The following is a 21,955-nucleotide window of genomic DNA, read 5'->3' as shown; positions in this document are numbered from 1 at the left end:
TACTACCCTATTGCCATTCCTATTACCGTGATTGGCTTTTTGCCTTTAACTTCATTCGTCGACTTAATTCGTTGATCAGGGACGCAAAAGACACATAAAGCACGCCAGGGCGCGCTACGATAACATAATCAGTTCCCGCTTCCATGTCATCTACTACACCGACCCGGACCGCTTCGCGTAGGCGCCTTTTAATGCGGTTGCGTTTGACGGCGTTACCGTTTTTACGCGTTACTGTGAAGCCCACACGCGCGACACGAGGATATTTCATTTCTTCCGTTTGTTCGCAGGATTTCACTTCAAGTAGAAATAAAGGACCACGTCGTTTTTCTCCTGTGCGTACAGCTAAAAAATCCGCTCTCTTGCGAATGCGGCATGGATGTTTTTTTTTCATAAGGGGCGCTTCGCAATTCTAACCAACATCTGCAAAAGCAGGCATCCCAGGTCTTCAAAAACAGAATAACCCGCGACGTCCAGTCTGCTGCAAAAATTTTAGAGTGTCAAGCAGATAACCGCTTACGCCCGCGGGCGCGCCGCGCTGCGATAACTCTACGGCCGCCAGCCGTTGCCATACGAGCACGGAAACCGTGCCGGCGCTTACGGACAAGTTTAGAGGGTTGATAAGTACGTTTCATTTATTTTATTACCGCGGTGTGCGGCCCTTCTTGGTTCTACGGCGCAGCTACGCACCTAATGAACAATATCGCTCCCTTACGCGACTTCTAAGTTGACTGACACCCTATAAGGAAAAGTACGAAAAAAGTCAATCTTGGATGCTTCTTCACGCTCTGAAAAATATGAAGAGATCATAAGCGAATTTTCATTTCGTTAGTAATTTCATTTAAGGAAAACGATTGTTGGTTGCGGTGATTCAGTTTATAGTCGCCGTTTACCGTGAACAAATGATCGACAAAAAGGAATTTTAAAAACGGTGAGCTGCTGTTGTGTGACCGTGAAAATGTTATTTTAGAAAGAGTCTGCAGCATTTTGTAATGTGAAACGTCAGCTGGCTTTTGATTATTGAGGAAGCTTATATAATCGAAGGAGAGAATAACCCAGGGCGGTTTAAGTATTTTGCATTCTTATTGCTGTATTATTCGGCGTTTACATAGAGAGGAGGGAGTGTGGGTCTTATCACGCGCGATGCTATCTGCAAAGAGCTACAGAAAATTAAAGGACCGAATTTTGAGAGTGATATTGTATCGCTTGGGCTTCTTTCAGAAATACTAATTGCTGACGGCAAAGTTTTTTTTTCCATTACGGTTCCTGACGAGCGCGTGCAGGAGTGGGAGTCATTGCGCCGTGCTGCTGAAAAGGCGGTGTGCGCTATGGACGGGGTTGAAACCGTTATTGTTACACTCACGGCAGAAAGAAAACCGGTGGCACACACTCAAACGCACAAAGATAGGAAATTTTTTGCGTCAAAACGTAAAGCAAGCGCGCTTCCTTTGAAAATGCCGATAAAAGGAGTACGACATGTCATAGCAGTTGCTTCTGGAAAGGGAGGAGTCGGGAAATCTACTATGGCGATGAATATCGCATTGGCTTTGCGTGGTGCGGGTTTCAAAACGGGTTTGATGGACGCGGATATTTATGGTCCTTCTCTGCCACGTTTGACAGGGCTCGTTAATCAAAAACCACAGCTCGCTGATGGTAAAAAGCTGCAGCCTCTCGAAAAATTTGGCCTTAAATTAATGTCAATAGGCTTTCTCGTTGAAGAAGAACAGCCAGTTGTATGGCGTGGTCCCATGGTTATGGCGGCTGTGAAGCAATTGCTACGGGATGTTTTATGGGATCCCCTCGATGTTTTGGTAGTCGATATGCCGCCGGGAACAGGGGATGCGCAATTAACTCTTGTTCAGCAGGTACCGCTAACAGGTGCGCTTATTATTTCTACTCCGCAGGATCTTGCTTTGGTTGATGCGCGTAAAGCGATAGAAATGTTTATGAAAGTTGACACGCCTATTTTGGGGCTCGTTGAGAATATGAGTTATTTTATCGCGCCGGACACGCGAAAACGCTACGATATCTTTGGTTCTGGTGGTGCGCGGGCGGAAGCGGAGAGCCGGGGCATTCCTTTCTTAGCTGAAGTTCCGCTTGATGCAATTTTAAGGTCTTCTTCAGACGATGGTGTGCCGGTCTTTTTTGCTGACCCTGATGGAAAGTATGCAGAGCTTTATCGTACTATGATCAATCAGATCAAAGATAAACTTTCTTAAGGTTATGTTTTTGCAGCAGGGTTCATTGAGGTAAAATAATCTTAAAACATACAAAGAGTGCTCTGGTGGTAATAATAGCAGGTAAGCGCCTCTTTGTTAGGTTAGATATTTCAGGTATTAAATTTAAGTGGAAAGGCTGGTCGAGCAATTAGGCGGTCGCGTTGATTTTTGTGAAATCAGTTATAAGTTGTTTTTTCCGGAGAAATAGAGTTTGCCGAAGATTTTATTCAAGCGCGGAAAATTGCTTTTTGGTGTAGATTACAAACTATTGATTGTGTCATTGCAAAGGCTATGGGAAGTACCGAAAAGTTGGTCCTTTACGCTTATCCAGTAGCAACGCAAATAGCTACTTAAGCTGCTAAAGGTAGAATTTATGTTGACCGGGGGGCGACAGCTTTGACATTGATGGATAAGGTTGATTTTTAAAATGTAGGCTATAGAAATAGCACGCAAAATTTAGTGCTTGAAACAACAAGCACAGCAAGCAGGCGTGGGCGAAATTGTTACATCAGCACTTGAAGCAGAAGATTTGCGGGAAGTTATTGGTGGTGATACGGCGTTGGTGACACTAGGAACTCGTCCTAATATAAGCGGCAAAGGCGATCAAAAACGGATCACAACGCCGAGGAAGGCTTTGGATGCCGGCGAAAATCATCTTCGCCACAGCACGGCTGATTATTCAAGCGGTTGATCTTTTAGCGGCAGCGAGGAATATTTTGGCAGTAATGGCTGATGGTTTTCAGTGAAATTGTCGGAAAAATTTTGTGGAGAAGGGGCACTTGACGTGAAAAAAGAGCATGAGTGAAAACACGTATTGTATAGGTGTTCACGCCTATTGTGCACCAGTGATAGAACCAGCGCTTTATTTGGTGGCAACACCTATCGGGAATCTCGACGATATAACCATTCGCGCCTTACAAATCCTCGCAGGGGTCGATATCTTAGCTTGCGAAGATACTCGAGTCGTGCGTATTTTATTAGAGCGTTATGGGATCGAGAAAAAAACTTTTCTTTATCATGAACATAATGTGCAAAAAGCGGGGCCAAAATTATTAGAAGCTTTGGCAAAAAATAAAACGGTAGCTCTTGTGTCAGATGCAGGCACTCCGCTTATTTCTGATCCAGGATTTAGATTAGTGGGGGAAGCGCGCAAAGCGGGTCATAAAATTGTTCCTATTCCGGGTGCTTCGGCCCTTTTAGCGGCTATTGTAGCCACAGGTCTCCCCACGGATAGTTTTTTCTTTGCAGGTTTTTTGAGTGCAAAGAAGGCGCAGCGCCAAAATCGATTAGAGCAATTAAAAACTATTCCCGCGACTTTGGTTTTTTACGAGTCGCCCCACCGTCTTGTAGAGTCTTTGCAGGATATATCTGCTATTTTTGGGACTGACCGGCCAGCAGCAATATGTCGCGAATTAACGAAAAAATTTGAGACAGTGGACGTCTCCAATTTAGAAAATTTGGTTGAGCAATATGGAAAAAAAGAGCGCATACGTGGAGAGATTGTCGTGCTGGTCGGGGGAGCAACAGCTTCTGCCAAGGCGATGAGTACTCAGGAAATTGATGAGATTCTTCTACAATTGGCAGACAAACACCCTGCTGCTAAGGCAGCCGCTTTAACAGCAAAAAAGACCGGTTTGAAAAAACAGGAACTTTTCAGACGATTGACCTCTTTAAAGGGGTCATAAACTATGCACAAAAAACGCAAACAAAAATCTTTTTATAAGGGGATTCGCGCAGAAAGATGGGCAGCATGGTGGTTGCGCCTGAAAGGGTTTCATATCGCTGAAACTCGTTTCAAAACAAAATGTGGCGAAATTGATTTGATTGCACGGCGCGGAAACCTCGTTTTAATTATTGAGGTAAAAGCCCGCCCAACATTGGCTGAAGCAATGGCCGCGGTTTGCCCGCTGAATGAAAGACGCATTGAAGCAGCGGCTGATATATGGTTAGGACGGCAAAAAGATTACGCTCTTTTATGTGTACGCTTTGATCTAATCGCAATTTTACCGTGGCGTTTGCCGCGCCACGTTCCAGCGTTTTTCGAGTCCGATAAATAGCGCCCTCTGTGTTGCATGAGGGGCCTAACTGAGGTGTCTGCGTCTGTAAAAAATTTGCAGGGGGCTCAGTTATTTTCGGAACGTTAAATCATTGGCAGCTTGGTAGCAATAATTATCGTATTTACGAATAGCTGAATTTTTTATTTGCGTGAGCGGCGGTTATTAAAATTACGTAATAGCGATGGATTAATTGTATGATAGAGAATTCAATTTTACTTTAATTGGTGTTTTTTGAGGATATGTTAGATTTATTAGAAGGATTATTCGATTACTGCGGCGATGGCCGGTAAATAGGTTATTTTGGGATGATTGGGGAATATTCACGATGATTATCGATTATTTTTGAAAAGCTCTCCTAATTGTTTTGTGAGAATTGTTTGAGGGCTATATTGAGGGCAAAACCATATAAGTATGTTGAGCGCTGGTTGAGCTTCATTTAAAAATTATAAGCGCGAGGAATAGAGATGAAAATTGGTTTTTTGGGAACAGGTAAAATTAGCGCTTCAATGGTTGATGGGTTAATGGCTGGTACTTTTGATGTATCTTCGATTATAATTTCACCACGTAATGCACACGTAGCGGCACGTCTTGCGCACAATTATGATAAGGTCACCATCGCTGAAAGTAACCAAGCATTGCTGGATTCTAGTGATTATGTTTTTATTTGTTTACCTAACCAAAGTGCGGAAAATATATTGCGTTCTCTTTATTTCCCTCCAGAGCAACTTGTAATTTCTGTTCTTGCGACGGCAAAAGTGGCGGAAGTTGAAGAATGGATAAGCCATAAGGTTTATCGTGCTGTCCCACTTCCTTTTGTGGCAGAATGCAAAAATTTGACGCCAATCTACCCTGATCACCCATTCTTGCGCACTATGTTTGATGCACTAGGAGGAACATTGGTTCTTCAGGAGGAAGACCAGTTTAACCTTTTTATGACGGCTGGTTCATTAATGGGTGTTTATTTTAATTTTATGGAGACGGCGCATCAGTGGTTAGTAAATCAGGGACTCAAGAAACACCAATCTGCGGATTTTTTTGTAATGATGTTTGGAAATCTCGCCGATGAAATGCGCAAGATGGCGAAAAATAATCCCAGAGAACCTGTCGATTTTGCGTGGCTTGAGAGAGAATTTTCGACAAAAGGGGGAACAAATGAACTTTTATCAAATTGCTTTTCCCGTCAAGGTGGGCAAATGGCTCTAAAAACGGCTCTTGAAAACGCTTTGCAGAAAATTTCTACTTGCTCGGCAATTAAGGAAAAGGTTTGATCAAATATTTCTTCATTTAACGTAGGCTAAGCGGTAATAGGTTGGATTTTGTATTTGGAAGGATTGGCGTTATTCTCGTGACTAACTGCACAAAATAGAGCGCTCTTTTTGTCCTTTTTATGGAGTTTTCCTTCATAAATAAAGCTTGAGATAACAATTAAATTTTTATCGTGAGCATAATGTTAAAGATTGCCCCCATATTGAAAAAAGTCCTGTATCTCAGTAAATACAGAGCAGGATCTTTGCTGAATGGGGCCATATTATTTACCGAGTTTTTATGGTTTTTTGTTTTTGCGGAATGAAATTCATAAGATATTGATTACATATTCGGATAAACAGGCCCGTCACCCCCTTGCGGACAAATCCAATTGATATTTTGGTTAGGATCTTTGATATCGCATGTTTTACAATGTATACAGTTTGAAGCGTTAATTACGTAATTTTTCTGGTTATTGTAGTCTAGCCATTCGTAAACGGCGGCGGGGCAGTAGCGCGCAGAAGGTCCTCTATAGATTGTATATTCGGAACTTTTTTGTTTTTCCAGCGAGGCTATTTTTAAATGGCAAGGTTGGTTCTCTTCGTGATGGATATTCGACAATGCTATACTGGAAAGACGGTCAAAGGTTACAATACCATCTGGCTTTGGATAGGCAATGGGTTTAAATTTTTCTGCTGGTTCGAGACATGCGTAATCTTCTTTTCCGTGGGGGAGCGTTTTGAACAAGGAAAAACCAAAGAGCTGCTGCCACCACATGTCAAAACCGGCGAGCTTAATTCCATAGTTTGTACCGTATTTTGCCCACAGCGGTTTGGCATTGCGTGTTTTATAAAGATCTTTGCCAATAAGGCTTTTGCGCCAGTGATCTTCAATTTCTTTGACTTCGTCATGGGCGCGGCCTTGAGCAAGGGCAGTGGCGATTTTATTAGCTGCCAATATGCCGGATAATATAGCGTTATGTGATCCCTTTATGCGAGGTACATTGACAAAACCGGCAGAACAGCCGATGAGTGCGCCACCAGGAAAAGTAAGCTTAGGTACAGATTGCCAGCCGCCTTCGCTAATGGCGCGTGCCCCATAAGCAAGGCGTTTTGCACCTTTGAAGATTTCGTATAATTTTGGGTGCGTTTTAAAACGCTGAAATTCTTCAAAAGGAGAAAGATAGGGATTTTTGTAATCCAAGTGCACAACAAAGCCCACAGAAATCAAATTTTCTTCTTGATGATAGAGAAAACCTCCGCCGCCGGTATTATTATCCAGTGGCCAACCGGTAAAATGTTGAATGAGGCCAAGTTTGTGTTTTTGAGGATCTACTTCCCAGAGTTCTTTAAGACCGAGACCAAATTTTTGCGGCTCTCGGTCTTTACTAAGGTCAAACTTTTGTATCAATTGTTTTGCAATTGAACCGCGTGCTCCTTCCGCAATCAAGGTATATTTTGCTAATAAGGCCATACCGGGCATATAATTTTTTCCAGGAGTTTCATCTTTTTTAAGACCCATATCGCCAGTAAGAACGCCAATAACAGCGCCGTCATCATTATAAAGAACGTCGGACGCAGCGAAACCAGGGTAAATTTCAACGCCGAGCGCTTCAGCCTTTTTGCTCAGCCAGCGGCAAACATCACCGAGTGAAACGATATAGCAACCGTCGTTTGATAAAATTTTTGGGCGAAGAGCATTTGGAAATAGTCTAGCACGTTTCGGTTTAAGCAGAAAAAATTGGTCGTTGGTGACAAGTGTTTTGAAGGGATGATTTTGTTCATTTTTCCATCCTGGTAAAAGTGTATTTATGCCGATAGGATCAATGATTGCGCCTGACAAGATATGAGCGCCAATTTCAGCACCTTTTTCGAGAACTATGACAGAAAGTCCAGGGTTAACCTGTTTTAGACGAATCGCGGCAGAAAGGCCCGCGGGACCTGCCCCTACAATCACTATATCGAATTCCATACTTTCGCGTTGATGAGCCATCTTTGCATTCATGGTTTACAAAGCTTTCTCCAGTTCTGGGATGATACAGTGAAGATCACCTACGAGGGCGTAATCAGCGATGTGCATAATAGGGGCTTCTTCATCTTTATTAATGGCCACGATAACTTGTGAGTCCATTATACCAGCCAGATGCTGTATAGCACCGGAGATGCCGATTGCAATGTAAAGCTCAGGGGCGACGATTTTGCCCGTTTGTCCAATTTGCCAATCATTGGGGGCATAGCCTGCATCAACCGCCGCGCGGCTGGCACCCAAGGCCGCATTTAGCTTATTTGCGAGCGGCGAAAGAAGCTCCATAAATTTCTCTCGCGAACCGAGCCCGCGTCCGCCCGATATGATAACTCGCGCCGAGGTTAGGTCGGGGCGGTCACTTTTGTTGCTTTCTTCTTTTACGAAAGAGGAAAGTTCTGGGTTTGAAGCCGGCGTTATTGCTTTAATGGGCGCCGTATTTCCTTTTGGTGCCGGCACGAAAGAGGCAGTGCGTACCGTTATAATCTTTTGGCGATCATTTGTGCGTACAGTTTCGATAGCGTTGCCCGCATATGTCGATCGCTTAAAGGTGTCAGGTGCAACAACGGCGGTGATGTCCGAAATTTGCATGAGATCAAGAAGAGCAGCTACACGCGGCATCACATTTTTACCGGTACTGGTGGATGCGGCCATGATTACATCGTAATTACTGGCGAGTTCAACAATCGTTGCGGCCACAGGTTCGGCTAACTGGTGCATTAAATAATCGGCTTCAGCTACGAGAACTCGCCGCACACCAGCTAATTGAGCACTATTCTCGGCAACAGTTTGAGTTTTCATTCCACAAACTAAAATATCAATATCGTTGCCAATTGATTGGGCAGCAGTAAGTGCTTTTGCAGTTTCTTTTGATAGAGAATGGTTATTATGTTCGGCTAATAAAAGGATTGCCATAAATTGTTGCCTTTGTATGCGTTATTTTTGCGATATTCGTTATCGTATGTTAAATGTGGTTTGCTTGTTTCAGAGCACTAACGAGTTCTTTTACATTTGCTACTTTGATGCCAGTTTGGCGGGGTGCAGGTTCTTCAACATGAAGCACTGTTAAACGCGCTCGTTTGTCTATGTGAAAATCCGCAATGTCTCTTTGTTCAATAGGTTTCTTTTTAGCCTTCATAATATTGGGAAGAGAGGTATAACGGGGTTCGTTTAGCCGCAAATCGACGGTCATAACCGCGGGGAGAAGGAGGCGAATGGTCTGTGTGCCATCGTCTACTTCACGGGTGATTGTCGCATGTCTATCTTCTATGCTGAGATGCGAGGCGAAAGTTGCTTGCCCCCAACCAAGCAAAGCTGCCAACATTTGACCTGTCTGATTGCTTTCATCATCAATGGCTTGCTTTCCTAAAAAAACCATTTCCGGCTTTTCTTCAAGAATAACAGCTTTGAGAATTTTAGCAATTGCCAAGGGTTCGAGTGTTTCTTCAGTTTTCACGAGGATGGCGCGATCGGCGCCCATTGCAAGTCCTGTTTGCAGAGTCTCCTGTGCTTCTACCGGTCCGATTGAAACAAGAACAATTTCTGAAATTTTTCCAGCCTCTTTTTGGCGAACTGCTTCTTCTACGGAAACTTCATCAAAAGGATTCATAGACATTTTTACATGAGACAGATCAACACCTGTGCCGTCAGGTTTAACACGTATTTTGATATTATAATCAACAACGCGTTTGACGGCGACAATTACTTTCATGATGATCCTCTTTGTTTATGTGATTGCAAGTTTATAATAATAACTACGGGAAACCAAATCATTTAAAATCAATTTTTATCATAATCGGCTTTTTTGATTATATAGATTTTGCTACGGGCGTTTATACTATTCTATTTTTATTACGAATTTATAGTTTTTCTTTTTTACGGTTCAATAATGAACGCCCTCTTGAAAAATGCCTTTTTATATAACGCTAAAATAACAAAAAAGAAAAGCTATATTGGGCCGATAGTGATCTTGATTCATCAATAGATTGACAAAAAACGGAGTTGCGCTGAAAGGGTATAATGGATAAAATTTACGGTCTAGAATGCACACGCCTTACTCTTTAAAGCGGACATCCAGTGATTATACATAAAAGCAGAATCATTTATGGGGAGACTCATACTAGATCGTAAAAACGCACTTAGCTAAGTTTTCAGTGTTCCTATTAGTGGAGCTGTTATCTACCAGTTGATGTGCCGTTACAATAATCGGCGCTGGGAAGAAATTGGCTGTGGTATAAGTTTCTTATGTAATTGCTGATTATCTGATAGTTGATTAGAGAAAATTTGTTGTTCATAAAGGTTAAGTAGTCTGTCAATAATGTGGGCGAAAAAACTACGCTCTTCTATTAGACACCAAATAAGGCTAGGATTGATAATAGGGTTTCTTAAATATTCACCTGCTTCTTTAATTTTCAATATTATCGTTTTTAATTTTCCTCTTCCTGCCATATTTAAGGCCTGTTTACCAAAATAGGCCGCACTCCTCACTATTAGTATGATTTAAAAGGTGGAATCTGTGAGCGTGGACCTTCCGCATTACAAATCTGGTTGTATATGACCGCTTATCCCCTTTTTTGCCATTTAAGAGCGGGAATCGGAAATGTTCACCGAAAGAATGATGTTGGGTATTGCAATTAAATTACCTTCTATATATGTACGAATGTGGGGAAAAAACTGCCCTTATGTGGAAGTTTAATTGCGGAATTTCGGTATGTGCTTTTTTCCAGAAGGGGGCGGTGGTCCTTTCTTTTGCGAGAATGATCACATCGAAAAATTTTCATCCATTTTTTGTTATTGCATTTATAATAGTCATAACGTTATGTGTTTACAGCTTTTTAAAAGTGACGGGATTCTTTATTATTTTTCACCGTTGCTGTTATTTTAGTAAACAGAAGGTGCTACAGAGAATATATGGCTGGCTAAATGGCCTCGTAAAACACATGCACTGCGTGAACTGCCGTTAAAGGTGCAACTAAAGGTGCAACGAAGTTGATCGAGAAAGGATTTTGACATAACCTCCAAATTTCATCAAAGGTTTTATTAAGTGAGCGTTTATTTACCGATTGCTGAAATGTCGCTTGATGCGCTGGTCTTAATCAGCATGGGGGCGGTTGTTGGCTTTATTTCAGGTCTTTTTGGGGTTGGTGGGGGTTTTTTAATAACACCTTTATTGATCTTCTATAATATTCCTCCTGCCATCGCTGTTGGGACGGGGGCTAATCAGATGATTGCATCGTCCGTGACAGGGGCGATTACGCATTTTAAGAGGCGAACTCTTGATATCAAGATTGGTATTTTCTTAGTCCTTGGGGGGGGAGTTGGCTCTGTTACGGGGATCCAGATTTTTTCTGTTCTTAAAAGATGGGGGCAGTTAGATTTTGTGATTTCGCTTCTTTACATAGTTCTTCTTGGTAGCGTAGGGAGTTTGATGATTGTTGAAAGTCTGTGTGCTATAATGCGACGAAGCGGGGGACAAAAAATCGGTGTTCGTCGTCTTAGCCGACATAATTGGATTCATCGGCTGCCTTTTAAAATGCGTTTTCGGGCGTCAATGATCTGCGTAAGTGTGATCCCGGTTTTAGTGATTGGCTTTATTACTGGGTTGTTATCTTCTATTATGGGCATTGGAGGGGGCTTTATTACAGTGCCGGCGCTGATTTATCTTTTGCATGTCCCGACCAATGTAGTAATAGGAACGTCGCTTTTTCAGATTACATTTGTATCGGCTTTTACCACTGTCTTACAAAGTGTGAGTCATCAGTCTGTTGATATTGTTCTAGCCTTCTTGCTCATGCTTGGTGGCGGCGTTGGCGCGCAATATGGGACGTGGGCTGGGAGAAAATTAAAGGCCGAACAATTGCGTATGGCGCTCGCGTTTCTTGTGTTAATTGTGTGTACGCGTTTAGCTTTCCAATTATTTATACGCCCTGATAACCTTTTTTCTCTGACCATCCTTATGAGATAAAAATGGGTAAGTTATTTCCCTTATGTGTGATAGTGGTTTCGTTTTATATGGTTCCTCTTTTTGCATCGGCACAAGTCGGTAAGAGGGCTACACCGGTTGATCATGAAACTATTGAAATCATTGTAACGACGAGCACGATAACGATTGGTACAAATTTTTCTGGTCGCGATCTTTATATTGCGGGGGTTTTAGACAATACAGATCCATTATTTCGCCAACAGAATCGTTATGATATTATCGTTAGCTTGGAGGGGCAGACTCGGCCGATGGTTGTATGGGAAAAAAAACGTAATGCTGGGGTTTGGGTTAATGCGGATTCCTTAATTTTTAAAGATGCCCCCCTCTTTTATTCAATGGTAACAACGCGCGAAATTAGTGATATTACCAGCGCTGATAATTATAGGCGATTAGGTCTGGGACTATCTTATTTTCGTCTACAAACAGATGAACGCGACCAAGAGAAAATAAAAATTTTTCGCAATGAGCTTATAAAGCTGCAAAAAGCCAAAAAACTTTATACTGAGAAAGTAGGTGAGGTCCATTTTGGTTCTGCTTCGCTGTTCACGGCATATTTCCGGTTACCCAAAAATGTTCCCGTCGGGCCTTATCGTGTGCGCGCTTATCTTTTCCGTGATGGACAGTTTATTGATAAAGCAACCACTACTCTTAAAATTGTTAAAGCACACATCGCTTATGCAATTTTTCACGAAGCTCACAAGCATAGTTTTTTGTATGGAATAGGTGCCGTGCTCGTAGCAGTAGCCACAGGATTTTTGTGCCGTTTAGTTTTCCGAAAAGACTAGAAGACAAGGGCAAAAGACGCTTTGTTTGTTACTGAAAATGCGCAAAAAAGGGGACAAATACAATAATCACTGTGCCCGTTAAGATTTCGTCGGAAAAAAATTCCAAGATAAAAGCCTTATTTCTCACAGTCGGCCGGAGAAACCTGCCTTTTGCCCCCGAGGTAAGATCTATAGACGTTTTTTGGGGAAATTTATCATGGTTTTATCGGTAAATAAAGAGATGTATAAGATTTATAATGATGTATCTGATGTGTGGCTAAAAAATAAATTAAGGAAATTGGGTATATTATTTTTTGGAATAATATACAGTCGTACTCGATTATGTACCGTGATGCGGTGGTGTGAGTATTTATTATAGAAGAGTGATAACAGCTTATTTTGTTTTTTGTCCGCTTTTTCAGCTCATCCATTTTAAATGCAGGCGGTGCGCTCTTTTTGTTTATGAAGAACACTCTCGGTTGGTATTTTTCACGCTGTTTTATAGATATTTTAAATTAATTGATTAAGGCATTATGATTTGTCCCGAGTTTATAATTCTGGGAGTGATTTTTAGCAGTGTTTTAAGTTCTGAATGATGATAAGAATTGCCGGCATACTAAAAACTTTCGTGGGAGTACCAATGTGTTGCGCTTAAAATCTGATTTTAAGAGGTATTTTATAGAGATGCCGTCCATTCCGGCAAGAATATGTACTATATAAGAAGTTTAGATCGAGTGTTTTAATGTAGGCGAATTGGAAAATATGGTAGATTTGTTTATTGAAAGACCAGCGGCAACGAATGTAGCGGAATTTAGTGTCTCTGAAATAGCGACTGCTTTAAAGCATGTTGTTGAGGAAAAGTTTGGTTATGTACGAGTACGCGGGGAAATATCGGGTTATCGCGGCACACACGCTTCAGGTCATGCTTATTTTGCTTTGAAAGATGATAAGGCGCGATTAGAGGCTGTCATCTGGCGCGGTACTATGGCAAAGCTTAAATTCCCTCCTGAAGAAGGGATGGAAGTGGTTGCCGTCGGTAAGCTTACCACTTATCCAGGTTCATCGAAATATCAGATTGTTGTTGAAGCTCTTGAGCCGATGGGTATCGGGGCTTTGATGACACTTTTAGAAAATCGCAAGAAAAAACTCGCTGATGAAGGCTTGTTTGATGAAACCAAGAAAAAGCCTTTGCCCTATATGCCCAAAATTATAGGAGTTGTTACATCTCCGACAGGAGCTGTTATTCGCGATATCATTCACCGTATATCAGATCGTTTTCCTTTGCATATTCTGGTTTGGCCTGTGCGAGTTCAGGGCGAAGCAAGCGGACGAGAAGTGACGGCCGCTATTAAAGGGTTTAATGCACTGCCTTCAGGTAGTGTTTTAGTGAGGCCTGATCTTATTATTGTAGCACGCGGGGGGGGCAGTTTGGAAGATCTGTGGGGGTTTAATGATGAGGCGGTCGTTCGCGCTGTTAGTGCGTCTAATATCCCGGTTATTTCCGCAGTTGGCCATGAAACGGATTGGACTCTGATTGACTTTGTTGCGGATTGGCGGGCACCAACTCCTACGGGAGCAGCGGAAATAGCTGTCCCCGTCAAGCTTGATCTTGAAGCGCTGTTGGCCTCGCTTAACGCGCGCCTTCGTGTAGGGCTTACACGTTATTTTGATTTTCACCGACAAAAATTACGCGCTATTGTACGAGGTCTTCCTACTGCTGATCAGCTATTTGCCTTACCGAGGCGTGGTTTTGATGAGATTTCAAGCCGGTTAGTGCGTGCTCTCCGCGTGAGTTACGATAAAAAACATTTCTATTTTTGTGCACTAAGTATGAGGCTTTCTTCGCGCTTATTGAATACTGAAAAAGCACGGCACAATACGGAAGAATACGCGGCACGCCTTCATCGCGCTTTTCTACGGAATGTCGAAAAATACCGCGCTCGGGCTGAGATGGCGTTTAGACTTTTGAAGAGCACTTCTTACCAGAATGTTTTAGAGCGCGGTTTTGTTTTGGCTTTAGGAAAAGGCGATAAGCCGATTAAGCGGTTGGCGCAGTTCTCTGAAACAGACGAAATAAATTTGCGTTTTTTTGATGGTGAGGTCAGTGTTTCAGCGTGTGATCGTACCCTCGAAAAAAAATCAAGACTGAAAAAAATAAAATCGCAGCAAGATGATCAAGGAACCCTTTTTTGATAAGGCTAATTTAAGCCTTAAGGAAGGACTACTCATGGGAAGGGACGGAAAAGTTCGTTGTGCATGGGCAGGAACTGATCCTCTTTATTGTGCTTATCATGATAATCAGTGGGGAAGGCCTGTTTTTGATGATCGTCGTTTGTTTGAACAAATATGCCTCGAAGGTTTTCAAGCAGGACTTTCTTGGCTTACAATTTTAAAAAAAATCTCTCATTTTCGGGACGCTTTTGATTATTTTGATTTTAAAAAGATCGTTCACTATGATGAAAACAAGATCAAAACACTGATACATGATAAAGGAATTGTTCGCCATCAAGGGAAAATTCGATCAGTACTCAATAATGCTCTCAGAGCGCGAGAAATTATAGCAGAATGGGGGAGTTTGTCCCTTTATTTTTGGTCCTTTCGGCCGCCGCAATCTGAGCGCTATGAAAAGATAAATTTTCAAACATGGCAAACTAACCCTATGACGCCTGCTTCTATTCGTCTTTCTGCGGATTTAAAAAAACGTGGTTGGACGTTTATTGGCCCCGTTACCTGTTATGCTTTTATGCAGGCAGTAGGGATCGTTAATGATCATCTTGAAGGATGTTTTTGTCGGTGAATTTGCAGGCAATATATTTTTGCTCGGCATTATCTTTGATTGAATTATAAAATATTTATGAAACGCCTGATATATAATTATGGACGGATCAGCGCCTTGCTGCCTTTAATGCTGGTGGTGGACTTTATTAGCTGAAAATTGGTATTTTGGAGCGGAGGTTTTATCGCCACTAACTTCAACTTTGGGGGAACAGACAAGCTTAAAAAGATGTTTTATCCGCTGTATTGCCGAGTTAGATACGCCAAAAATGATATAAATTTGGTATATATACAGTGATTTTGCATGCACTTTCTGGTTCTGGTTATCAATACTGAATCTCAGATACAGTTTATTCAGGGTAGTCGGAGGGATATTTTGGCTGCAGGTGTGACTGCCTTGTACCGTAGACTTATGCAAAAAGAACTCTACGGTTTCGAATGTATAATAATATAACTATTTCATTCCTTATCCAAGATGGGCGCGACAGAGTATGAGGTGTGGTTTTTACAATTTACTGAAAAAGTTTGTTTAGTTGACCGAGAAGAAGTAATTTTTGTAAAAGAATACTTTCGTTGTGTTGATTTAAGTTTTATTGTTATAAATTTCGCTAAAGCGGAATAAAATCATTGATTCACTCGGTGAGGGTTTGGGGGAGAGGTAATGGATACCAAAAAAAAGATATTTAAAGGGAGCTGTTCTTTTATTTCTGCGTGTGTCGTCATGGGTGTGCTTTTGCAAAAAGCGCCAGCGAGGACGCCAGCCGATACGCTCGTGATGGCTTGGAACCTTGATTCAGTCAGTACATTTGATCCAGCACAGATCAACGACGCTAACGGCCAAGAAATGATTCTCAATATTTGCAACAGTTTGGTTGATTCTTCTCCGAATGACGCGGCTAAAATTGTGCCAAATTTAGCGAAGAGTTGGGATGTTTCTGGTGATGACAATAGTACAACAATTACTTTTCATTTACGTGACGATTTGAAATTTTCTGATGGTCGCCCTGCTAGTGCTCAGGATCTCGTTTGGAGTATGAAACGGGTTGTTAAATTGAATATGGCTGCTGCGGCAACATTTACGGAATATGGTATTACAGAGCAAACAGTCGATGACGCTATTCAGGCATTGGATGAAAAAACTGTAGTAATGAAATTTGATAAGCCTTATCCAGCAGAGCTTATCCTCAGTAATATTGCTGCTAATCGTATGACTTTGCTACTCGACCGTAAAACAATCCTGAAACACGAAAAAGAAGGTGATATGGGGCATCAATATTTAACCGCTCATGCGGCTTGCGTTGGGCCTTATCGGTTGGTTAGTTGGCGTTCTGGAGAAGCAGTTTTGCTGCGCGCTAATTCCCATTATTGGGGGGAGAAACCTAAACTTAAACAGATACTTATCCGGCATGTTGCAGAGCCAAGTACGCAGCGTTTGTTATTGGAAAAAAATGATGTTGATGTAGCACGTGATTTAGCGCCTGAGGATTTAAAAGATCTCCAAAAAACGACAGACGTCAAAGTTGAGAGAGTATTAATGCCCTCCATGATGTATTGGGGGTTCAATACGACGAATCCTATTTTTGCCAATGAAAAAGTGCGCTTAGCTATGCGTTATCTCATTGATTATGATGGTCTTGGAAAAACGGTGCTCGATGGTATTGGTGTTCCACGTTCAAGTTTTCTTCCTCTTGGTACTTCGGGTGCTTTAAATGAAAAAGAAGGATTACCTTTTAAACTTGATATTGAAAAAGCTAAACAGCTTTTAACTGAAGCTGGCTATCCGAATGGGTTTGAAACGAGTGTTCTGATAGGAACGCTTCCATATACTCAGCCTGTTGCTCAGTCCATCCAAGATAATGCGAAAAAAGTGGGAGTGCATATTAAAATTGAACGTTTAGCGGGAGCGCAATTATTTTCAAAGGTTTACGCACGTGCTTTTGATACTGTGTTCATGAGATGGGTTAATGAGTCTGTAGATCCTCATACAATGGCTTCACGCGTAGTTTATAACCCCGATAATCGGTTTGAGGCTAGGAATACAGCTTATCCTAGCTGGGATACCGCGTATTTTGACGCAGATATGAATCAAAAAGTTGAAAATGCTTTATTTGAAAAGGAATCACAAAAACGGATGCAGAAATACGCTGATTTGCAGCGTGAATTTATGCAGAAGGGGCCTTATGCTTTCATCTTTCAAGGATACGGTGTCGCGGCCGTTTCTCCGACCGTTAAAAAGTGGCCTTGGAATAGCATGGGGCGTGTTTTTTACAGTTCAATTGAGAAATGAGAACTCTTTTTGGCCGTAAAAATACGGAAAAAGAGTGACTGTAGAGTAAGCGATGAAAATAGCTCCTCACATTAAAGTGGTTCTTCAGCTGTTTTATGGATGGAGCTATTCATTTAAATACGGTTTATCTGTATTAATGAACGTCGGTAATAGGGTACCTAATATTTTTGAGAGAAACCTGCCAATATATTGGGGACGGTTTATGGTTTCTGTCCGAAAAAAACGTAATTAGGTGTCCGTTGATCTCGCGCATATTATTTATGCTTTCGTACAGGCAATAGGGATCATTAATAATCATTTTGAAAACTGTTTTCGCCGGTAAATTTGCGGAGGTTATTTTGTAAAATATAAATAAGCTAAGCTGTGAGATATTCGTAAAAAAGGCGTATATAGAAATTAGTGGGTAGGCCGGTTTTTTGAAATGACAATTTTGCTGTGCGTTCATTTCAATTATCAGAGAGCAAACTTGCTCGAAAAGGTTTTTATCTATCTTATTGCTGGGTCAGGCGCTCAGTTTATCATCGGAAAAAATGATAGCGAGTGACGTGTAGATGTAATAATTCTGCGCGCTGTTTCTAATGCCGGTTGTCGATATTGTATCTGACGATACAGTTTAGTTTAAACGGCTGAAGGGGTATTTTTCTGTTATGACTTAGCTTGTTAAAAATACATTGTTTGGACAAAAAATCACAAAAGCGGCTGTAAAAGTAACGAGTTCGCTGTGTAATTCGTTATTAGAGATGTGTTTAATAGAGTATAATACGTGCTTTCACGGTTTACTAAGAGGCGATATTAGTCAACCAAGCCAGAAATAACTGTGTAAAATAATGCTTCCATTGTGTTGATTCAGTTTTATTGTTATAAGCTCCACCGGAGCGTAAAATAATCGATTCACGCGGTGAAGTTTTAGGGGAAAATAATGAATACCAGAAAAAAGATATTTAAGGGAAGCTGTTCTTTTGTTTCTGCATGTGTTGTCGTGGGCGCGCTTTTGCAGCAAGCGTCGGCAGGTACGCCCGCCAATACGCTTGTAATGGCTTGGAACCTTGAAGGAATCAATACATTTGATCCCGCGCAGATCAATGATCTTTACAGCCAAGAAATTATTGTCAATGTTTGTGATAGTTTGGTTGATTCTTCCCCGGATGATGCGACTAAAATTGTGCCAAATTTAGCGAAGAGTTGGGATGTTTCTGGTGATGACAATAGTACAACAATTACTTTTCATTTACGTGACGATTTGAAATTTTCTGATGGTCGCCCTGCTGGTGCTCAAGATCTCGTTTGGAGTATGAAACGGGTTGTTAAATTGAATATGGCTACCGCAGCAACATTCACGGAATATGGTATTACAGAGCAAACAGTCGATGATGCTATTCAAGCATTGGATGACAAAACTGTAGTAATGAAATTTAATAAGCCTTATCCCGCGGAGCTTATTCTTAATCATATTGCTACTAACCGTACTTCTTTTTTGCTTGACCGTGAAACAATCCTGAAACACGAAAAAAAAGGTGATATGGGGCACCAATATTTAACTGCTCATGCGGCTTGTGTTGGGCCTTATCGGTTGGTCAGTTGGCGTTCTGGAGAAGCGGTCGTGCTGCGCGCTAATTCCCATTATTGGGGGGAGAAACCTAAACTTAAACAGATACTTATCCGCCATGTTTCTGAGCCAAGTACGCAGCGCTTGTTGTTGGAAAAAAAAGACATCGATGTAGCGCGTAATCTGGTGCCTGAAGATTTAGAAGATCTGCAAAAAACAACAGATATAAAAGTTGAGAAGATATTGCAGCCATCTATGATGTATTGGGGATTCAATACGGCGAATCCTATTTTTGCCAATGAAAAAGTGCGTTTAGCTATGCGCTATCTCATTGATTATGATGGTTTTGGAAAGACGGTGCTCAGGGGTATTGGTATTCCGCGTTCAAGTTTTCTTCCTCTCGGTGCTTTAGGTGCTTTAGATGAGAAAGAAGGATTGCCTTTTAAACTTGATATTGCAAAAGCTAAACAGCTTTTGACCGAAGCTGGTTACCCAAATGGGTTCGAGACAACTATTTTGATAGCAGCGGCTGCGCAAAATCTACCGATTGCCCAGTCTATTCAAGATAACGCAAAAAAAGTGGGAGTGCATATTAAGATTGAACGTCTAGCGGGGGCGCAATTATTTTCAAGGATTTATGCGCGTGCTTTCGATACTGTTTTTGCGGGATGGATTAACGAGTCTGTGGATCCTCATACAATGGCTTCGCGCATGATTTATAACCCCGATAATCGGTTTGAGGCTAGAAATACAGCTTATACTAGCTGGGATACTGCGTATTTTGATGCAGATATGAATCAGAAAGTTGAAAATGCTTTATTTGAAAAGGATACACAAAAACGGATGCAGAAATACGCTGATTTGCAGCGTGAACTTATGCAGAAAGGGCCTTATGCTTTCATCTTTCAAAGGTACGACGTTGCGGCCGTTTCTCCGACTGTTAAAAAGTGGCCCTGGAACAGCATAGGGCGCGTTTTTTATAGTTCGATCGAGAAATGAGGACTCTCTTAGATCATAAAAATACGAAGAAAGAGTAACTGTAGAGTAAGAGATGAAGATAGCTCCTTGCGTAAAGTAGTTTTTTAGAAATTTTGAGCACGGAGCTATCCATTTAAAGTATGGTTCATCTATGTTAATAAGCATCGATGATGTAGTACGCAATATCATTGGGGGAGAGTCTGCTGGCGTGCTAAGGTGGTAATTCGCGATTTTAACTATAAAATAGCGGCAAGGAACGCACCTTAATTGTTCAGAAAGTTGGTGCAGTGTTTTGTGATGAAAAAGTAATGAAAAAAGCCATCGCTGCTCTGTTTGTGAGAGGTTGGGTGCGATGCAAAAGGCGGCGATAAAATGAGTTCACACAGAATGCTCAGCAACTTCCGTATTTTATTAGGATTAGTCGTTTTTTTAATCGGGTTCGCATCAGCATCGCTGGGCATGACGTCTAGAAATATGCTGGTGATGGCATGGAATATCGATTCTATTAACAATTTTGATCCGGCACAATCACTTGAAACTGTAACAAGCGAGTTATTGACCAATATCTGTAGTGCTTTGGTGGAGTTTGACAAGTACGATCCCGCAAAAATTCGCCCTTCTATGGCTCGGTCTTGGGACGTTTTGGATGATGGGAAACTCGTTATTTTTCACCTTCGTGATGATTTAAAATTTGATGATGGGAGGGTTGCAACGGCACATGATCTTGCATGGTCAATGCAACGGGTTGTTAAATTGGGGTTTGGTTATGCTCAATCTCTCATGGACTATGGATTTACCAAAGAGAATATTGAAACAAATATTCGGGCAGTCGATGATACAACTTTGCAGATGAAGTTTGATAAGTCTTATCCTATCCATCTTATATTAAGTGTAATTGGGCAGTCTCCCGCTTCTGCTTTGCTTGACAGGCAAACACTCGAAAAAAATAGCCTTGATGGTGATATGGGAAATAAGTATTTAGCTTCTCATTCAGCTTGTGTTGGTCCTTATAAATTAGCACGTTGGATTCCGGGAGAGCGGGTTGTATTACAGGCTACAGAGCATTATTGGGGGAATAAGCCAAAAATTAAAGAATTTATAATTCGCCATGTAGCCGAATCGGCAAGTCAAAGATTCTTTTTGGAAAAAGGTGATGTGGATATCGCACGTGATTTGCTTTCAGACGATGTTTTAGATATTGAAAAGCAGGAAGGGGCGGTCAAAATTAATCGGATTTTACGGCCCCAGTCCGTCTATTTATCGTTGAATAATAGGAATCCGGCTTTGTCTCATGAAAAGGTGAGATTAGCGCTGCGTTATCTGGTCGATTATGACACCCTCGGTAAAACTATTCTAAAGGGTATTGCAATCCCTCGCGCAAGTTATATGCCATTAGGTGTGTCAGGCGCTTTAGATGAAAAAGAAGGGACGCCGTTTAAGTTAGACCTAGAAAAAGCAAAACAATTAATGAGTGAGGCGGGTTACCCTGATGGTTTCAAGGCCAATTTTTTGATTGGGAGTCTCTCCTATATGTCTCCCGTTGCACAGTCTATCCAAGCGAATGCGCGCAAAATTGGTATTGATCTTGCGATTGAAAGAATGGCGCAGTCCCAGTTACTAAGCCGTGTCCGTAATGGGAAATATGACATGGCTATTATGGGGTGGAATACAGCTGATTCTGATGGACATCCTCCTTCATTACATAATGTTTTTAATCCTGATCCGACATTTACAAAAAAGTACGGTATGTACTTGGCTTTGCGGGCCGGTTATTACGACGAAAGGGCAAACAAAATGGTGATGGATGCTTTATTTGAGAAAGATCAAAATAAACGCCTTGAGCTGTACCGTGATCTACAGCATTATATGCTTGATCATGGTCCTATGGTTTATTTATTTCAAACGTATTATACAATCGGTATGGGGCCAGCGGTGAAAAAATGGGTTTGGAATAGCTTTAGGCTTTATTACAACGAAGCGGAAAAATAAGTGAAGCATGTCACAAATAGCGATCATATACGACGCTTAACGGAGGGCTCGTTTGACTCCGGAGTCAAGGAGTTGCCGGACTTATGTTTCATAA

Annotated in this window: 19 protein-coding genes; 13 read left to right on the top strand and 6 right to left on the bottom strand. The window is 41.6% G+C overall.

All coding sequences use genetic code 11. From position 1 onward, the window contains the following. Positions 1 to 22: 22 nt before the first annotated feature. The gene (gene rnpA / locus BANH1_RS04975) at positions 23 to 391 is read right to left on the bottom strand and encodes a ribonuclease P protein component (RefSeq protein ID WP_015398308.1); all 369 of its coding nucleotides are present in this window, start codon (positions 389 to 391) and stop codon (positions 23 to 25) included. A 106-nt stretch (positions 392 to 497) separates the two neighbouring features. Then, positions 498 to 632, bottom strand: a complete 135-nt coding sequence (gene rpmH, locus BANH1_RS04970) for a 50S ribosomal protein L34 (RefSeq protein WP_024864273.1) — start codon at positions 630 to 632, stop codon at positions 498 to 500. 489 nt (positions 633 to 1,121) lie between these two features. On the opposite strand from rpmH, the gene BANH1_RS04965 reads away from it, so the two are divergent. The 5 genes from BANH1_RS04965 to BANH1_RS04945 all read left to right on the top strand — a co-directional run bounded on the left by BANH1_RS04965 (position 1,122) and on the right by BANH1_RS04945 (position 5,541). Next, positions 1,122 to 2,216, top strand: coding sequence for an Mrp/NBP35 family ATP-binding protein (locus BANH1_RS04965; protein WP_015398307.1), 1,095 nt, complete (start codon positions 1,122 to 1,124; stop codon positions 2,214 to 2,216). Positions 2,217 to 2,679: 463 nt separating this feature from the next. Continuing rightward, complete coding sequence (locus tag BANH1_RS07545) at positions 2,680 to 2,907, top strand: beta/alpha barrel domain-containing protein (protein ID WP_244427659.1); 228 nt, start codon at positions 2,680 to 2,682, stop codon at positions 2,905 to 2,907. Positions 2,908 to 3,013: 106 nt separating this feature from the next. Then, positions 3,014 to 3,901, top strand: coding sequence for a 16S rRNA (cytidine(1402)-2'-O)-methyltransferase (gene rsmI, locus BANH1_RS04955; RefSeq protein ID WP_015398306.1), 888 nt, complete (start codon positions 3,014 to 3,016; stop codon positions 3,899 to 3,901). Positions 3,902 to 3,904: 3 nt separating this feature from the next. Then, complete coding sequence (locus tag BANH1_RS04950) at positions 3,905 to 4,273, top strand: YraN family protein (protein WP_015398305.1); 369 nt, start codon at positions 3,905 to 3,907, stop codon at positions 4,271 to 4,273. 464 nt (positions 4,274 to 4,737) lie between these two features. Then, on the top strand, positions 4,738 to 5,541 hold the full coding sequence (locus BANH1_RS04945) for a pyrroline-5-carboxylate reductase (protein ID WP_015398304.1): 804 nt from the start codon (positions 4,738 to 4,740) through the stop codon (positions 5,539 to 5,541). Positions 5,542 to 5,860: 319 nt separating this feature from the next. Here BANH1_RS04945 and BANH1_RS04940 read toward each other — a convergent pair whose 3' ends face one another. From BANH1_RS04940 to BANH1_RS04925, 4 genes are all read right to left on the bottom strand, one after another. Further along, positions 5,861 to 7,522, bottom strand: coding sequence for an electron transfer flavoprotein-ubiquinone oxidoreductase (locus BANH1_RS04940; protein ID WP_015398303.1), 1,662 nt, complete (start codon positions 7,520 to 7,522; stop codon positions 5,861 to 5,863). Between the two features lie 3 nt (positions 7,523 to 7,525). Beyond that, a complete protein-coding gene (locus BANH1_RS04935) occupies positions 7,526 to 8,455 on the bottom strand; it encodes an electron transfer flavoprotein subunit alpha/FixB family protein (protein WP_015398302.1) in 930 nt (309 codons plus the stop codon). Between the two features lie 49 nt (positions 8,456 to 8,504). Further along, a complete protein-coding gene (locus BANH1_RS04930; RefSeq protein WP_015398301.1) occupies positions 8,505 to 9,251 on the bottom strand; it encodes an electron transfer flavoprotein subunit beta/FixA family protein in 747 nt (248 codons plus the stop codon). 485 nt (positions 9,252 to 9,736) lie between these two features. Further along, positions 9,737 to 9,988: a hypothetical protein gene (locus BANH1_RS04925; protein ID WP_041583030.1), complete on the bottom strand. Its 252-nt coding sequence runs from the start codon at positions 9,986 to 9,988 to the stop codon at positions 9,737 to 9,739. A 595-nt stretch (positions 9,989 to 10,583) separates the two neighbouring features. Here BANH1_RS04925 and BANH1_RS04920 point away from each other — a divergent pair. The 8 genes from BANH1_RS04920 (at position 10,584) to BANH1_RS04890 (ending at position 21,861) form a co-directional block, all read left to right on the top strand. After that, entirely contained in the window at positions 10,584 to 11,504 is a 921-nt protein-coding gene (locus BANH1_RS04920; protein WP_015398300.1) for a sulfite exporter TauE/SafE family protein, read from the top strand. 2 nt (positions 11,505 to 11,506) lie between these two features. After that, positions 11,507 to 12,307, top strand: a complete 801-nt coding sequence (locus tag BANH1_RS04915) for a TIGR02186 family protein (protein ID WP_015398299.1) — start codon at positions 11,507 to 11,509, stop codon at positions 12,305 to 12,307. A gap of 741 nt (positions 12,308 to 13,048) precedes the next feature. After that, complete coding sequence (gene xseA / locus BANH1_RS04910; protein WP_015398298.1) at positions 13,049 to 14,479, top strand: exodeoxyribonuclease VII large subunit; 1,431 nt, start codon at positions 13,049 to 13,051, stop codon at positions 14,477 to 14,479. Continuing rightward, positions 14,457 to 15,083 (top strand): DNA-3-methyladenine glycosylase I, encoded by a 627-nt coding sequence (locus BANH1_RS04905; protein WP_015398297.1) that lies wholly within the window; start codon positions 14,457 to 14,459, stop codon positions 15,081 to 15,083. The genes xseA and BANH1_RS04905 overlap by 23 nt, the downstream gene beginning before the upstream one ends. A gap of 639 nt (positions 15,084 to 15,722) precedes the next feature. Further along, positions 15,723 to 17,348 carry an ABC transporter substrate-binding protein gene (locus tag BANH1_RS04900; RefSeq protein WP_015398296.1) on the top strand — a complete coding sequence of 542 codons (1,626 nt, stop codon included), beginning with the start codon at positions 15,723 to 15,725 and terminating at the stop codon, positions 17,346 to 17,348. 232 nt (positions 17,349 to 17,580) lie between these two features. After that, positions 17,581 to 17,670: a DNA-3-methyladenine glycosylase I gene (locus tag BANH1_RS07630; protein WP_144050544.1), complete on the top strand. Its 90-nt coding sequence runs from the start codon at positions 17,581 to 17,583 to the stop codon at positions 17,668 to 17,670. A gap of 597 nt (positions 17,671 to 18,267) precedes the next feature. Next, positions 18,268 to 19,893 carry an ABC transporter substrate-binding protein gene (locus BANH1_RS04895; protein ID WP_015398295.1) on the top strand — a complete coding sequence of 542 codons (1,626 nt, stop codon included), beginning with the start codon at positions 18,268 to 18,270 and terminating at the stop codon, positions 19,891 to 19,893. A gap of 351 nt (positions 19,894 to 20,244) precedes the next feature. Further along, positions 20,245 to 21,861: an ABC transporter substrate-binding protein gene (locus BANH1_RS04890; RefSeq protein WP_015398294.1), complete on the top strand. Its 1,617-nt coding sequence runs from the start codon at positions 20,245 to 20,247 to the stop codon at positions 21,859 to 21,861. The last annotated feature ends 94 nt before the right edge of the window (positions 21,862 to 21,955 follow it).

The sequence above is a fragment of the Bartonella australis AUST/NH1 genome (assembly GCF_000341355.1).
Lineage (GTDB): Bacteria > Pseudomonadota > Alphaproteobacteria > Rhizobiales > Rhizobiaceae > Bartonella > Bartonella australis.
This window is presented reverse-complemented; position numbering and strand designations above follow the sequence as displayed.